This is a genomic window from Streptomyces sp. NPDC107498, from assembly GCF_055582805.1.
On the sequence record NZ_JBVJPE010000004.1, the window covers coordinates 177967 to 192903 of the forward strand.

11 protein-coding genes are annotated in these 14937 nt (G+C 75.1%); 4 read left to right on the forward strand and 7 right to left on the reverse strand.

Going from position 1 to position 14937, the window contains the following annotated elements; translation table 11 throughout:
* Positions 1 to 29: 29 nt before the first annotated feature.
* Both ACZ66Z_RS09085 and pepN read left to right on the forward strand, forming a co-directional pair.
* Positions 30 to 1214 (forward strand): TerD family protein, encoded by a 1185-nt coding sequence (locus tag ACZ66Z_RS09085; RefSeq protein ID WP_469933334.1) that lies wholly within the window; start codon positions 30 to 32, stop codon positions 1212 to 1214.
* A gap of 52 nt (positions 1215 to 1266) precedes the next feature.
* Positions 1267 to 3852: an aminopeptidase N gene (gene pepN / locus ACZ66Z_RS09090; protein WP_469933335.1), complete on the forward strand. Its 2586-nt coding sequence runs from the start codon at positions 1267 to 1269 to the stop codon at positions 3850 to 3852.
* Between the two features lie 127 nt (positions 3853 to 3979).
* On the opposite strand, the gene alc is transcribed toward pepN, so the two are convergent.
* The 4 genes from alc to ACZ66Z_RS09110 are packed head-to-tail and all read right to left on the reverse strand — an operon-like array spanning position 3980 to position 8093.
* On the reverse strand, positions 3980 to 5104 hold the full coding sequence (gene alc / locus ACZ66Z_RS09095) for an allantoicase (protein ID WP_469933336.1): 1125 nt from the start codon (positions 5102 to 5104) through the stop codon (positions 3980 to 3982).
* Positions 5105 to 5163: 59 nt separating this feature from the next.
* Positions 5164 to 6090 carry a LysR family transcriptional regulator gene (locus ACZ66Z_RS09100; RefSeq protein WP_469933337.1) on the reverse strand — a complete coding sequence of 309 codons (927 nt, stop codon included), beginning with the start codon at positions 6088 to 6090 and terminating at the stop codon, positions 5164 to 5166.
* A 24-nt stretch (positions 6091 to 6114) separates the two neighbouring features.
* Entirely contained in the window at positions 6115 to 7071 is a 957-nt protein-coding gene (locus ACZ66Z_RS09105) for a DMT family transporter (protein WP_469933338.1), read from the reverse strand.
* Between the two features lie 5 nt (positions 7072 to 7076).
* Positions 7077 to 8093: an EamA family transporter gene (locus ACZ66Z_RS09110; protein WP_469933339.1), complete on the reverse strand. Its 1017-nt coding sequence runs from the start codon at positions 8091 to 8093 to the stop codon at positions 7077 to 7079.
* A 120-nt stretch (positions 8094 to 8213) separates the two neighbouring features.
* Between ACZ66Z_RS09110 and ACZ66Z_RS09115 the strand changes: the two genes are divergently transcribed.
* Positions 8214 to 8726: a MarR family winged helix-turn-helix transcriptional regulator gene (locus ACZ66Z_RS09115; RefSeq protein ID WP_469933340.1), complete on the forward strand. Its 513-nt coding sequence runs from the start codon at positions 8214 to 8216 to the stop codon at positions 8724 to 8726.
* A 199-nt stretch (positions 8727 to 8925) separates the two neighbouring features.
* On the opposite strand, the gene ACZ66Z_RS09120 is transcribed toward ACZ66Z_RS09115, so the two are convergent.
* From ACZ66Z_RS09120 to ACZ66Z_RS09130, 3 genes are read right to left on the reverse strand one after another with little or no spacing between them, the layout of a single operon-like run.
* Complete coding sequence (locus tag ACZ66Z_RS09120) at positions 8926 to 9153, reverse strand: hypothetical protein (protein ID WP_030685064.1); 228 nt, start codon at positions 9151 to 9153, stop codon at positions 8926 to 8928.
* 20 nt (positions 9154 to 9173) lie between these two features.
* Positions 9174 to 11306, reverse strand: a complete 2133-nt coding sequence (gene malQ / locus ACZ66Z_RS09125) for a 4-alpha-glucanotransferase (RefSeq protein ID WP_469933341.1) — start codon at positions 11304 to 11306, stop codon at positions 9174 to 9176.
* 1 nt (position 11307) lies between these two features.
* Positions 11308 to 11508 carry a hypothetical protein gene (locus ACZ66Z_RS09130; protein WP_469933342.1) on the reverse strand — a complete coding sequence of 67 codons (201 nt, stop codon included), beginning with the start codon at positions 11506 to 11508 and terminating at the stop codon, positions 11308 to 11310.
* Between the two features lie 291 nt (positions 11509 to 11799).
* Here ACZ66Z_RS09130 and ACZ66Z_RS09135 point away from each other — a divergent pair, with 291 nt between their 5' ends.
* Positions 11800 to 14925, forward strand: coding sequence for a beta-N-acetylglucosaminidase domain-containing protein (locus tag ACZ66Z_RS09135; RefSeq protein WP_469933343.1), 3126 nt, complete (start codon positions 11800 to 11802; stop codon positions 14923 to 14925).
* The last annotated feature ends 12 nt before the right edge of the window (positions 14926 to 14937 follow it).

Below are 14937 nucleotides of genomic sequence, written 5' to 3' on the forward strand. Positions count from 1 at the left end.
GGCGTGCCCGCCCGTGCCAGAGTTCCCCCATGACCCGGATACCCAAGGGGGCCGACGTCCCGGTGCCCCCGCAGGCCCTTCACGTCGCGGTCAGCTGGCGCACCGGGCACGGGGTGCCCGACGTGGACGTCTCCGCGCTGCTCCTCGGCGCCGGGGAGCGGGTGCGGGGCGACGCCGACCTGGTCTTCTACAACCACGCCGAGCACCCGTCGGGAGCCGTCCGGCACCTGGGGAAGTCGGCCCCGGGCGCGCCCGGCAGCCCGGCCGCGGACTGGCTGTGGCTGGACCTCGCGCGCGTGGAGCCCGACGTGGGGCGCCTGGTGATCGCCGCCTCCGTCGACGGGGGCGCCTTCGGGCAGGTGCCGGGCCTCGACGTGCTGGTCACGGACGGGGCCGGCACCCCCGTGGCGTACTGCCCGATCGAGGACGCGACGACGGAGACGGCCTTCGTCTTCGGCGAGTTCTACCGGCGGGACGGCGGCTGGCGGTTCCACGTGGTCGGCCGGGGGCACGCCTCGGGGCTCGCCGGGCTCGCGACGGGCTTCGGCATCGTCGTGGAGTACCCGCCGCCGCCGATCCCGGGCCCCGGCTACGTCCCGCCGTCCCCTCCCCCGACGCCCGCCGTCCCGCCCGTGCCGGTGGCCGACCCGTACGGCGGGGAGTTCCGGCCCTCCGTGTACCGGGGGCGCGGCCGGAGGACGGTGCACTGCGAGCCGGGTCTTCCGGCGGGGCGCTGGGTGCTCCTGGAGATCGAGTCGTACCACTCGCTGTCCACCACGATCGAGGCCTGCGACGCGCACGGGCGGGCCGAGGAGTACCTGCTCACGGCGTACGAGGACGACGTGCGCGCGCGCACCGTCGCCCTCGTCCCGCGCGCCCGCCCGCTGACCCTGCGGGTGGAGGCCGAGACCCCCTGGACACTGCGGGTGCTGCCGCTCTCCCACGCGCGCCGTTTCGACGGCCACGTGGAGGGTCTCGCGCACGATCTGGTGATCTACGAGGGCCCGGCCGGGGTGCTCGACTTCGCGCACCACGGGGAGTCCCCCTTCACGGTCCACCAGCACACCCCGCCGCTGGACCCGCTCTACGACGACGAGGAGCGGGACCTGCTGGTCGACGCGATCGGCGAGGTCCGGGTGAGCGCCCCGGTGCCGGGGCCGGGGCTGCTGCGGATCAGCGGGGACGGACCATGGAAATGTTCCGTGCGCCGCTGAGCCGCCCCGTGGAAGGATGGCCCAAACGTCACGAAACCGAGGAGATGACCGGGTGCCTGGCACGAACCTGACCCGTGAAGAGGCCCAGCAGCGGGCGGCGCTGCTGACCGTGGACGCGTACGAGGTCGAACTCGACCTCACCGGTGCGCAGGAGGGCGGCACCTACCGGTCCGTCACCACCGTCCGCTTCGATTCCGCCGAGGACGGCGCCGAGACCTTCATCGACCTCGTCGCCCCCGCCGTCCACGAGGTCGTGCTCAACGGCCGCGCGCTCGACGTCGCCGCCGTCTTCCGCGACTCGCGGATCGCGCTGGACCGCCTCGCCGCGGGCCGCAACGAGCTGAAGGTCGTCGCGGACTGCGCGTACACCAACACCGGTGAGGGTCTGCACCGCTTCGTCGACCCGGTCGACGACCAGGCCTACCTGTACACCCAGTTCGAGGTGCCGGACGCGCGGCGGGTCTTCGCCTCGTTCGAGCAGCCCGACCTGAAGGCGACCTTCCAGTTCACCGTGAAGGCGCCGAGCGGCTGGTCGGTGATCTCGAACTCGCCGACGCCGAAGCCCGAGGGCCCCGACTCGACCGTATGGCGCTTCGAACCGACCCCGCGCATCTCCACGTACATCACGGCCCTGATCGTCGGCCCGTACCACTCGGTGCACTCGACGTACGAGAAGGACGGCCAGGTCGTCCCGCTCGGCATCTACTGCCGTCCCTCGCTGGCCGAGTTCCTGGACGCGGACCACATCTTCGACGTGACCCGCCAGGGCTTCGACTGGTTCCAGGAGAAGTTCGCGTACGACTACCCCTTCGCCAAGTACGACCAGCTGTTCGTGCCGGAGTTCAACGCGGGCGCGATGGAGAACGCGGGCGCGGTCACCATCCGCGACCAGTACGTCTTCCGCTCGAAGGTGACGGACGCGGCGTACGAGCGGCGCGCCGAGACCATCCTGCACGAGCTCGCCCACATGTGGTTCGGCGACCTCGTCACCATGGAGTGGTGGAACGACCTGTGGCTGAACGAGTCGTTCGCCACCTACACCTCGGTCGCCTGCCAGGCCGCCGTGCCGGGCACCCGCTGGCCGAACGCCTGGACCACCTTCGCGAACGCGGAGAAGACCTGGGCCTACCGCCAGGACCAGCTGCCGTCGACGCACCCGATCATGGCCGAGATCAACGACCTGGAGGACGTGCTCGTCAACTTCGACGGCATCACGTACGCCAAGGGCGCCTCGGTCCTGAAGCAGCTCGTGGCGTACGTCGGCCAGGACGAGTTCTTCAAGGGCGTGCAGGCCTACTTCCAGGCGCACGCCTTCGGGAACACCCAGCTGTCCGACCTCCTCGGCGCCCTGGAGGAGACCTCCGGCCGCGATCTGAAGGCCTGGTCGAAGGCGTGGCTGGAGACGGCCGGCATCAACGTCCTCCGCCCGGAGATCGAGACCGACGAGAACGGCGTCATCACCGCCTTCGCCGTCCGCCAGGAGGCCCCCGCGCTGCCCGCCGGCGCCAAGGGCGAGGCCGTGCTCCGCCCGCACCGCATCGCGATCGGCTTCTACGACCTGGACGGGTCCGGCAAGCTGGTCCGCACCGACCGCCTGGAGCTGGACATCGCGGCGGCCGGGCTGACCTCCGTGGAGCAGCTGGTCGGCAAGGCCCGCCCGGCGGTCGTCCTCCTCAACGACGACGACCTGTCGTACGCCAAGGTCCGCCTCGACGCGCAGTCCCTGGCGAACGTCACCGCGCACCTCGGCGACTTCGCCGAGTCCCTGCCGCGCGCCCTGTGCTGGGCCTCGGCCTGGGACATGACCCGCGACGGCGAGCTGGCCACCCGCGACTACCTGGACCTGGTGCTCTCGGGCATCGCCAAGGAGTCCGACATCGGCGTGGTGCAGTCGCTCCAGGGCCAGGTCAAGGCGGCCCTCGACCTGTACGCGGCGCCGGAGTGGCGCGAGACCGGGCTCGCCCGCTGGACCGAGGCCACCCTGGCGCACCTCCAGGCGGCCGAGCCGGCGAGCGACCACCAGCTGGCGTGGGCGCGGGCCTTCGCCGCGACCGCGCGCACCCCGCAGCAGCTGGACCTGCTGGCGGCCCTCCTGGAGGGACGCGAGTCGATCGAGGGCCTGGCGGTGGACACCGAGCTGCGCTGGGCCTTCGTGCAGCGCCTCGCGGCCACCGGCGTCTACGACGAGGCGGAGATCGCCGCCGAGCTGGAGCGCGACCGCACGGCGGCGGGCGAGCGGCACGCGGCCACCGCGCGCGCGGCCCGCCCGTCGGAGGAGGCGAAGGCGGAGGCCTGGGCCTCGGTCGTCGAGGACGACAAGCTGGCGAACGCCGTGCAGGAGGCCGTCATCGGCGGCTTCGTCCAGTCCGACCAGCGCGAGCTGCTCGCCCCGTTCGCCGCACAGTACTTCGCGGCGATCAAGGGCGTCTCGGAGACCCGCAGCCACGAGATGATCCAGCAGATCGTGGTCGGCCTCTACCCGTCGCTCCAGGTCTCGCAGGAGACGCTGGACGCGACGGACGCGTGGATCGCCGAGCACGACCCGGTCCCGGCGCTGCGGCGCATGGTGACGGAGTGCCGCGCGGGCGTCGAGCGCGCCCTGAGGGCGCGGGCGGCGGACGCGGCGGCCGCGAAGTAGTACCGGTCATACGGAGAAGGGGCGCCCTCCCCCACGGGGGCGCCCCTTCGCCGTGTTTGGAGTCCGCCCGGCGGGCGGGCGTCGGCGCGCGGCCGCACCGCCGGGCGGAAGCGTGCGGGCTCCTCGCTCAGCCGCCCAGGCGGGCGTACCGGGCGCGCAGGTCGGCCGCGCCCTGCTCCGTGAGCGCTCCGTGGAGCCGCATCCTGGCGACGCCGCCGTCGGGGAAGGCGTCGAGCCGGACGTGGGTGACGACGGCCTGCGCGGGCAGCTTGAAGCGGTGCAGGGTGTCGGGCTGGAGGCGGGTGCGCGGGATGATCTCGAACCACTCGCCGCTGTCCCCGTTGCGGCCCTGGAGGGCGATCCAGCCGGCCGAGTTGCCCTTGAGGTAGGCGGTGTCGATCTCGACGGCGCGGACGGCGCCCTGGGCGACGAGCCGGAAGCGCACCCAGTCGTTGGTGTCGCGGACCCGGCGGCGGCGGTTCTCCCAGCCGTCGTCCATCTTGCGGGAGGTGCCGGGCAGGATGATCTGGGTCGGCGAGGAGTAGAACTTGTCCGACGCGTCCTCGTACGAACCGCCGTTGAGCACGGCGATCAGGTCGAGGGTGCCGAGGAGCTCCAGCCACTCGGGGTCGGGCACGACCTCGCCGTGGACGCGGAGCCGGGCGACGCCGCCGTCGGGGTGCTGGCAGAGCCGGACGTGGGTGAAGCGGCGCTCGGCGTCGATCGTGAAGCCGTTGGCGGCGTGGCCGCGGACGGGGGTCGGCGGGACGAGTTCCTCCCACTTCGCGTCGAGCAGCTCGGCGGGGCTGGGCGAGCCCTCGACGGCGGTGGCCTGGATGCTGACCTTCTGCGGGTAGTTGCCGCGGAAGTGGGCGGTGTCGACGACGATCCCGCGGATCACGCCGGGGGCGCCGAGACGGACGATCGCCCAGTCGTGGTCCTCGGGGGCGGGGAAGACGTCGTCGGCGTCGGCGCCGCGGCGGCGGCGGGTCTCCCAGCCGTCCATGATCTTGCCCTTGTGGCCGAAGTGCTCCGGGTCGAAGACGGCGCGCTCGCGGACGAGGAGGTTCTCCCGCTCGGCGAAGAACTCGTCGTTGGCGGCGACGACGCCGGCGCCGAGGCGGCGGTCGGCGAGGTCGACGAGCTCGGTGAAGGGGAAGTCACCGGTGCGGTAGTCGGCGTAGGGGTCCCCGCCGGCGTAGGGGGCGGCGTCGTTGGCGTGCGGGTCCTGGTTCGCGTCGAGGCTGCTCATGGGTCGAGCTTCCCGCCGCTGCGGCGCCCCGGTCCATCGAATGTTTTCGACGATGCCGTTCAGTTCTGCTGAACGGTCTCGCGGGCCGCCGCCGCCTGCCGGAGCGCGGCGAGCACCCGGGCCACCGCCGGTCCCTCCTCCGCCCCGCTCCGCACCGCCGCGACGACGTGGCGGCGCGGCTGGTCGGCGGAGAGGACCCGCATGACGACCCCGTCCCCGCTCCGGCGGTCCGCGGAGGCCATCCGGGGCACGAGCGCGATCCCCATCCCGGCCTCGACCATGGCGAGGATCGCGGTCCAGCCGGAGGCGCTGTGGGCCTGCTCGGGCACGAAGCCGGCGGCCTCGCAGGCGGCGGTGGTGATCTCGGACCAGGGGCCCGAGCCGCCGAAGATCCAGGGCTCGGCGGCGAGGTCGGCGAGTCGCAGGCCGGGGGCGTCGGCGAGCGGGTGGCCCGCGGGCAGGGCGACGTCGAGGGGGTCGGCGAGCAGCGGGAACCGGCTGTACTTGGGGTCGCGCGCGGAGGGCGCGTGGGCGGCGAGCGAGAGCGCGAGGTCGACCTCGCCGGCCGTGAGCAGCTCGTACGCCTCCGCGGCCTCGGCCTCCCGGACCCGGACGTCGAGCCCGGGGTGGGCGGTCCGCAGCTGGCGCACGGCGGGGACGAGGAGCGCGGGCACGGACGTCGGGAAGGCCGCGACCCGCACCTGACCGGCCTCGCCCCGCAGATAGCCGTCGAGTTCGGCGTCGGCGCGCTCCAGCTGGGCGAAGACCGCCTCGGCGTGGCGCAGCACCAGATGGGCGGCGTCGGTGAGGCGGACCCGGCGCCCCTGGGCCTCCAGGAGCCGCACGCCGAGCTGCTTGGCGAGGTTGGTGAGCTGCTGGGAGACGGCCGAGGGGGTCATGAGCAGCGCCTCCGCGGTCGCGGTGACGGTGCCGCGGTCGCGGAGGGTGCGGAGGATCTGGAGCTTCCTGATGTCCCACTCGGTCATGGGGCGCAACTTATCGGGCCCCGTCTACCTGGCCGAGCTCAGCGCCACTCCGCCGAGGATGAGGGCCGCGCTGGCGCCGCCGAGGAGGCCGAACCGCTCGCCGAGGAGGGCGTACGAGAGGAGGGCGACGCAGACGGGCTGGAGGTAGTAGACGATTCCGGCGCGGGCGGCGCCGATCAGGGTGACGGCCTTGTTCCAGGCGAAGAAGGCGACGGCGGAGGAGAGCAGGCCGACGTAGACGAGGGGGCCGACGGTGCCGGTGGTGGGCTCGAAGCCGCCCTGGACGGCGAGGCTGACGCCGTACGCCGGGAGGAGCATGAGGGCGCCGAGGGCGAAGGTGGTGAAGAGGAGGGCGAGGCCGCCGAGTTCGGCGGGGCGGCGCTTGAGGAGGGCGCTGTAGGAGGCGAAGCAGAGGGCCGCGGCCATGACCCAGAGGTCGCCGGTGGCGAGGTCGGGGGTGAGCGAGCCCTTGCTGACGAGGAGCAGGACGCCGGCGCAGGCGATGAGCATGCCGGTGGTGCGGCGCGGGCCGAGGCGGTTGCCGCCGAGGCGGGCGAAGAGGGCCATGAGGACCGGGGAGGCGGCCATGATCATGCCCATGTTGCCGGCGGAGGTGGCGGTCCCGGCCTGGTTGACCAGGGTGTTGTAGACGGTGATGCCGAGCAGCGCGGCGAGGGTGAGGAAGCGGAGGTGGCGGCGGATCAGGTGCCGCTGCCGCCAGGTCTCGCGGGCGGCGAGCGGGGCGACGGCGACGAGGGCGACGATCCAGCGCCAGAAGGCGGCCTGGACCGGGGGGACGGTGTCGTGGAGGGCGCGGGCGACGACGAAGCTGCCGGACCAGACGACGGTGGCGAGGAGGGCGAGGAACACGCCGAGGCCGGCGCCCTTGGCGGGTGCCGGCCTCTCGGTGGGTGCGGTGGCGACGTCGGTCGGGACGGTGGCGGTCGGGGCGGTGGGGTTGCGGGCGCTGTCCAGGCTCATGCCCCTCACCGTCGCACCGTCGAAACCTCCAGGTCCATCGAAACTTCCTGACCGATCCCTTCAGCAGAGCTGAACAATTCCTTGGCGAGCTCGGCGAGCTCGGCGGGCCCGGCGGCCTCGGTGGCCTCGGCGGGCTCGGCGGGCTCGGCGGGCTTGGCGGGCTTGGCGGCGCGGGGGTTCAGCTGGCCGACCAGGGTGGCGCCGAAGGCGATCACCATGCCGAAGACCTGCACCGGACCGAGGGCCTGACCGAGCGCCGCCCAGCCGATGACGGCCGCGGTGATCGGGGAGAGCGGGCCGAGGAGGGTGGCCGAGGAGGCGCTGAGCCGCTCGATGCCGCGGAACCAGAGGAAGTACGAGATCGCGGTGTTGCCGAAGGCGAGGTAGGCGTAGCCGGCCAGGTTGGTGCCGGTGAGGGCCGGCGGGGCGCCCTCGATCAGGAAGGCGATGGGCAGGATGACCAGGCCGCCCGCGGTGAGCTGCCAGCCGGTGACCGCGAGGGCGCCGACGCCCTGGGGGCGGCCCCAGCGCTTGGTGAAGACGATGCCGGCGGACATCGAGAGGGAGGAGAGCAGTCCGGCGCCCACGCCGATCAGATCGAACGCCGCTCCGGCCTTGAGGACCACGAGGCTGACGCCGAAGGCGGCGGTGACGGCGGTGAGCAGGGACTTTACGGTGGGCTTCTCGCCGAGGAAGAGGGCCGCGAGGCCGACGACGAAGAGCGGGCCGACGGAGCCGACGACCGCGGCGACCCCGCCGGGCAGCCGGTAGGCGGCGAGGAAGAGCAGCGGGAAGAAGGCGCCGATGTTGAGGGCTCCGAGGACCGCGGACTTCCACCACCAGGCGCCCTGCGGGAGCTTGCGGGTGAGGGCGAGGAGCGCGAGGCCGGCGGGCAGGGCGCGCATCAGGCCGGTGAAGAGCGGGCGGTCGGGCGGCAGGAACTCGGTGGTGACGAAGTAGGTGGAGCCCCAGGAGATCGGGGCGAGGGCGGTGAGCGCGGTGACTGCTGCCGTGCGGGACATGACGGTTTCCCCCTGCTGCGGAGTGCCGGACTGGCTTGGCAACAATTAACTTACCACTAAGCTACTTACTTGCAAGAGGCTTTCTTGCGATCGAGTGACGCGGAAGAGGAGACTGGCCCCATGAACACGAAGAACCCCGGCCCCGGCCACGACGCCGTCGACGCCATCACCGAGCAGTGGGCGGCCGTCCGCCCCGACCTGGACACCGTCCCCATGGCGGTCTTCGGGCGGATCTACCGGCTCTCGGCCGCGATGCGCGGCAAGGTGGACAAGGCGTACGCGCCCTACGGCATGGCGCTCGGGGAGTTCGACGTGCTCGCGACGCTGCGCAGGTCAGGAGAGCCGTACACGCTCTCGCCGCGCGAGCTGACCGCCACGCTGATGATCACCACCGGCGGCATGACCGGTCGGCTGGACAAGCTGGAGAAGGCCGGGCTGCTCACCCGCAGCCCCGACCCGAACGACCGGCGCGGGCTGCGGGTCACCCTCAGCGAGCGCGGCAGGGAACTGGTGGACCAGGCCGTCGGGGCCGGCCTCGCGGAGCAGCGGGCCGCCCTGGAGGCCGCGCTCACCGAGGAGGAGGCGGACCGGCTGGCGGGGCTGCTGCGCAAGCTGCTCGCGACCACCGTGTGACGCGGCGGGACGGCGGGAAGGGCCTCCGCGCGGGGCCCGACGGCCGCGCGAAGGACCTCGACGCGAGCGAGGGGGCCGGCCGCGTGAAGGGCCTCGACGCGAGCGAGGGCACCGGCCGCGTGAAAGGCCTCGACGCATGCGAGGGCGCCGCGCGGTACCTCGTACCGTGCGGCGCCCTCGGCGGAGACCGATGAGGCGGTTACGCCTTCTTGGACTTGTCGAGCACCATCACCAGGCCGGCGATCACCAGGAACAGCACCAGCGGCGCCGCCACGTACAGGCCGAGGGTCTCGACGACACTCAGCTTGGGGGCCGGGTCGTCGCCGTCGTCGCGGGCGTTCGCGAGCGCGGGGGACGACATGAGCAGCATCATCAGCGTCGTACCGGCCGCGAGCGAGCCGGCGCGCAGAGCGTTCTTCTTGTCCACGGTGCAAACGTAGCGAACACCTAAACGCGCCGCGCGTCCGGGGGTGCCGTACGGGCGTCCGGGGGTGCCGGCCGGGGACCGGCGGCCTCCGTCCGGGCCCGGAGCTCGCGCAGCAGGCCGTGCGCCCGGGGCGAGGCGGCGAGCTGCTCCAGGGTGAGCGGCTGGCCGTCCGGACCCGCGAGGGGCAGCCGCCAGTTGGGGTACTGGTCCCAGGTGCCCGGCAGGTTCTGCGGTCTGCGGTCCCCCACCGCGTCCGGCAGCCAGACGCCGACCATCCGGGCCGGGGTGGCGAGCAGGAACCGGTGGACGGCCCTGATCTCGGCCTCCTCGTTCCCCGGGCCCTCCGGCAGCAGCCCCTTGCGCTCGAAGAGGCCCAGCCACTCGGCGGTCTCCGCCGTGTCCGCCGCCCGCTCGCGCTCCAGGTCGCCGGCGAGCAGCCCGAGCCGGTGCCGCAGGCCGATGTGCTCGCCGGAGAGCCGGGCGGCGGTGGAGGGCAGGTCGTGGGTGGTGGCGGTGGCCACGCACTCCGCGCGCCACTCCCCCGCGGGCAGCGGCCGGCCGGTGCCCTCCCAGTCCCGCTCGAACCAGAGCACGGAGGTCCCGAAGACCCCGCGCCGGGCCAGTTCCTCCCGCACGCCCGGCTCGACCGTGCCGAGGTCCTCGCCGATGACGAGGGCGCCGGCGCGGTGCGCCTCCAGGACGAGGACCGCGAGCATCGCCTCGGCGTCGTACCGGACGTACGTGCCCTCGGTGGGCTCCCGGCCCTCCGGCACCCACCACAGCCGGAAGAGGCCCATCACGTGGTCGATGCGCAGCGCGCCCGCGTGGCGGAGGAGTTCCCGGAGGAGTCCCCGGTACGGGGCGTAGCCGGTGGCGGCGAGGGCGTCGGGCCGCCAGGGCGGCAGGCCCCAGTCCTGGCCCCGGGAGTTGAAGGCGTCGGGCGGGGCGCCGACCGACATGCCGGCCGCGAAGGCCTCCTGCTGCGCCCAGGCGTCCGAGCCCCCGGGGTGGACGCCGACCGCCAGGTCGTGGACGATCCCGATCTCCATGCCGGCCTCGCGGGCGGTCGCCGCGGCGTCGGCGAGCTGCCGGTCCGTCAGCCAGGCCAGCCGGCAGTGGAAGTCGACCCGGGCGGCCAGGTCGGGGTCGGCGCGCACGACGGCCTCCGCCGTGCGCGGCGCGCGCAGTTCCTCGGGCCAGGTCCGCCAGTGGGGGCCGTGCCGCTCGGCGAGGGCCTGGTAGGTGGCGTGGTCCTCCAGGGCGCGGCCGCGCTCGGCGAGGAAGTCGTGGAAGTCCGCGCGACGGCCGGGGCCGGGCTCCACGGTGCCGAGCACCAGCTCCAGGGCCCGCCGCTTGAGCTCCCAGACGGCGTCCCGATCGATCAGGGCGCCCTTGCCGAGGACCCGTTCGCGCAGTTCGGCCGCCTCGGCGAGGATCCGGTCGAGCTCCTCGCGGCGCTCGGGACCCACGAGGGCGTACTCGGGGACCTCCTCGATCCGCAGGTGGACCGGGTCCGGGAAGCGGCGCGAGGACGGCCGGTACGGGGAGGGGTCGCTCGGTGCTCCGGGCACGCCCGCGTGGAGCGGGTTGACCTGGAGGAACCCGGCGCCGTGCGTGCGTCCCGCCCAGCCGGCGAGCTCCCGCAGGTCGCCGAGGTCGCCCATGCCCCAGGAGCGGGTGGAGAGCAACGAGTACAGCTGGACGAGCAGTCCGTAGGCGCGGCGGCCGGGGCCCGGCACGCGCGCGGGGCTCACGACCAGGGTGCCGGTGGCCGCGCGCCCGTCGGGGGCCTGCGCCTCGACCGTGTGGACGCCGAGCGGCAGCCCCGACCAGTCCGGGCCGGTGACGACGGCGCCGTCCTCGGTGGTGACGCTCAGGCGGGTGCCGGGCGGCAGGTCCAGCGGGGGCCGGCAGGTCCCCCCGGTGCCGTCCTCCTCCCGGTGCAGGACCAGGGTCGGCGGCAGCAGGTGCTCGCGGTCGGCCCGCTCCGCCGCGTCGAGGGCGGCGGCGACCGCCTCGGGGGTGGCCGCGTCGACGCCCAGGGCGCCGAGGACGGCCACCACGGTGGCGTCCGGCACGGGCACGGTGACGCCTTCTGACGGGCTGTGGGCGGTGGCGACGCCGTGACGGGCGGCGAGACGGGCCAGGGTCACTTCACACTCCGGGGGACTCCGGGCCGCCCGCGCTGCCGGGGGCGGTGGGTTCGCTGGTCAGGGGGGCCGCCACGGCCAGCGGCGGCTCGCTGGTGAGGGGGGAGGCGTCGGGCAGGGGCGGCTCGCTGGTCAGCGGTTCACCGGCCCGCGCCGACTGCTGGGGAACGCGTATCCGTCCGAGATGGGGGGCGGTCGTGGTCACGGGGGTCTCCCGGTTCGTCTCGACGGGTGGGACTGGGCAATGACAGAGCCCTACCCAGCGCACCTCGTTTTACCGGCGGAACGGGGTGAAGTGACGTCACCTCGCCGACGGCTCGCCGGGCAAAGCCGACACATCGGCCACGCACATTGACACCCCGCACGGCGGGTGGTGGGCTCGTGACCCACTCGTGACCAACCGGCAGAGCCACCGGGACCGGTCTTCCGGGTCGGGCCCCGCGGGCCCGGCCTGCCCCGGAAGGCGGGCCCCGCCCCGGCCGAAGGGAGACCACCCGTGCACCTCGGGCGCAGGAAGCGCACCGCGACGGCCGTCGCCGCCGCCGTCATCGGCGGCCTCCTCGGCGGCGCGGTGCCGGGCTCGGCGCAGGCGGTCACGTCCCGCACGGCTCCCGCGGCGCCCGCCCCGCCCCCGGCGGGCGCCGCCGCCGCGGTCCCGCCCGCGCCCTCCGTCTGGCCCCGGCCGCAGTCGCTGGCCGCCGCCGGGCCCTCCGTACGCCTCGGGGACGAGGTGACGCTGCTCGCGGACGCCGACGCCGATCCGTACGCCCTCGCCGCCCTGCGCGCGCTGCTGCGGGCCGCCGGGGTGCGGACCGTCCACACCGGCCTGCCGGGCCGGGGCCCGGTCCTGCGGGCCGCCGGGCCCTCCGGCGAGGGCGCGGAGGAGGCCCTGGCCGCCCTGCGCGTGCCCGAGCGGCTGGACCTCCCGCGCGGCGGCTACCGGCTCGCGACGGGCCGCTTCCGGGGGCGGGACACCGTCGTCCTGGACGGGGTCGGCGAGGACGGCCTGTTCCACGCCGTGCAGACGCTGCGTCAGCTCCTCGGCACCGGCCGGGAGATCCCCGGGGTCGTCGTCCGCGACTGGCCCGGCACGGCCGAACGCGGCGTCGCCGAAGGCTTCTACGGCCGCCCCTGGACCCTGGACCAGCGGCTCGCCCAGCTGGACTTCCTCGGCCGGACCAAGCAGAACCGCTATCTGTACGCGCCCGGGGACGACCCGTACCGCCAGGCGCAGTGGCGCGAGCCCTACCCGGCCGCGCAGCGGGAGGAGTTCCGCGCGCTCGCCGAGCGGGCCCGCGCGAACCACGTGACGCTCGGCTGGGCCGTGGCGCCCGCCCAGTCCATGTGCCTGGCCTCGGACGGCGACGTGACGGCGCTGACGCGGAAGCTGGACGCGATGTGGGAGCTCGGGGTGCGCTCCTTCCAGCTCCAGTTCCAGGACGCCTCGTACGACGAGTGGCACTGCGACCGGGACGCCGACGCCTTCGGGCGCGGCCCGGAGGCCGCGGGCGCCGCCCACGCGCGCGTGGCGAACGCCGTCGCCCGGTGGCTCGCCGAACGGCACCCGGACGCCGACCCGCTCACCGTGATGCCGACCGAGTACTACCAGGACGGCGCCAGCGCGTACCGGACGAAGCTCGCCGGGGCGCTCGACGCGGACGTGCGGGTGGCCTGGACGGGCGTCGGCGTCGTCCCGCGCACCATCACCGGGCGCGAACTGGCGGGGGCGCGCGAGGCGCTGGGCGGCCACCCGCTGGTCACCGTGGACGACTACCCGGTCAACGACTACGCGCAGGACCGGCTCTTCCTCGGCCCCGCCACGGGCCGCGAGCCGGCCGTGGCCGCCGGTTCCGCCGCCTTCCTCGCACAGGCCATGGAGCAGCCCGCGGCCTCCCGCGTCCCGCTCTTCACCACCGCCGACTACGCCTGGAACCCGAGGGGCTACCGGCCCCGGGAGTCCTGGCGGGCGGCGGTGGACGACCTGGCGGGCCCGGACCCCGCAGCCCGCGAGGCACTGCGCGCGCTCGCCGGGAACGGCTCCTCGTCGATCCTCGACCCGTCGGGCGAGTCGGCGTACCTGAAGCCGCTCCTGGCGGCGTTCTGGGCGTCCCGCACGAGCCCCGGCACGACCGCGCGGGAGAAGGGCGCGCGGGAGGGGGCGGCGCGCGAGCTGCGGGCCGCGTTCACCGTGATGCGCCGCGCCCCCGAGGGGCTCACGGCCACGGCCGGCGGCTCCTTCGACGACGAGACGGGCCCCTGGCTGGAGCAGCTCTCCCGGTACGGCCGGGCGGGCGAGACCGCGGTCGACATGCTCCTGGCCCAGACGCGCGGCGACGGCGCGGCGGCCTGGCGGGCGCAGCTGGACCTGGAGGGGCAGCGGAAGGAGCTGAGGGCGAGTCGGGTGACGGTCGGCCCGGGCGTCCTCGATCCGTTCCTCACGCGCGCGGTGGCGGAGGCCGCCGCCTGGACCGGCGCCGACCGGGCCCCGGCGGCCAGGGCCGACCGCGCCCCCGGCTCGTACACCGTGCGGCTCGACCGGGCGCGGCCCGTGGAGGCCCTGACGGTCATGGCCGAGCCGGGCGGGGCCGGCGGGCGGGGGGACGCGCGCGTGGAGGCGTACGTCCCGGGCGAGGGCTGGCGGCCGCTCGGCCCGCTGTCGGCGTCCGGGTGGACGCAGACCGAGCCGAAGGGGCTGACGGCGGACGCGCTGCGGGTCGTGTGGAGCGGCGACGGCCCGGCGCCCGGGGTGCGCTCGCTGGTGCCGTGGTTCGCGGACGGGCCGCGCGCCGGTCTCGAACTGGCCCGGACCGAGACGGACGCGGAGATCGGCGGCCCGGCGCAGCGGGTGGACGTGGAGCTGATGGGCCGGCGCGCGGGCGGGGTGCGCGGGCCGCTGACGGCGAGGGCCCCGAAGGGGATCGTGGTGCGGCTGCCGGGGCAGGCCGTGGTGGAGCGCGGCGCGCGGACCGGCGTCCCGCTGGAGGTGTCGGTGGCTGCGGGCACGCCCGCCGGCTCGTACCGGGTGCCGGTGTCCTTCGCGGGCGAGGAGCGGGTCCTGACGGTGCGGGCCTTCCCCCGGACGGCGGGCCCGGACCTGGCGCGGACCGCGACGGCCTCCTCCTCGGGCGACGAGACCCCGGACTTCCCGGCCTCCTCGGCGGTGGACGGCGACCCGGCGACCCGCTGGTCCTCCCCGGCGGAGGACGGCGCCTGGTGGCAGCTGGAGCTGCCCGAGCCGGCCCGGATAGGGCAGGTGGTGCTGCACTGGCAGGACGCGTACGCCTCCCGCTACCGGGTCCAGGTCTCCCCCGACGGGCGGGTCTGGCGGACGGCGGCGACCGTCACGGACGGCAGGGGCGGCCGGGAGTCGGTGCGGATGGACGCGGCGGACACCCGTTTCCTGCGGGTCCAGGGGGAGGCGCGGGCGACCCGCTTCGGCTACTCGCTCTGGTCGGTGGAGACGTACGCGGTGGCCCCGCCCGAGGAGCCGAAGGAGCCGAAGGCACCGAAGACGTCGAAGGCACCGGAGACACCGGCGGCGGAGACGCCGAAGGCAGCGGAGACGCCGAAGGCAGCGGAGGCGCCGTCCGGGGACACGCCGGAGGAGCGGCCCGCCCCCTGAGGCGCGTGCCGC

Bases quoted from the DNA above. Each gene is read 5' to 3' on its own strand.
- ACZ66Z_RS09085 (WP_469933334.1), top strand. From the start codon at position 30: ATGACCCGGATACCCAAGGGGGCCGACGTCCCGGTGCCCCCGCAGGCC.
- alc (WP_469933336.1), bottom strand. From the start codon at position 5,104: ATGAGCAGCCTCGACGCGAACCAGGACCCGCACGCCAACGACGCCGCC.
- ACZ66Z_RS09100 (WP_469933337.1), bottom strand. From the start codon at position 6,090: ATGACCGAGTGGGACATCAGGAAGCTCCAGATCCTCCGCACCCTCCGC.
- ACZ66Z_RS09105 (WP_469933338.1), bottom strand. From the start codon at position 7,071: ATGAGCCTGGACAGCGCCCGCAACCCCACCGCCCCGACCGCCACCGTC.
- ACZ66Z_RS09110 (WP_469933339.1), bottom strand. From the start codon at position 8,093: ATGTCCCGCACGGCAGCAGTCACCGCGCTCACCGCCCTCGCCCCGATC.
- ACZ66Z_RS09115 (WP_469933340.1), top strand. From the start codon at position 8,214: ATGAACACGAAGAACCCCGGCCCCGGCCACGACGCCGTCGACGCCATC.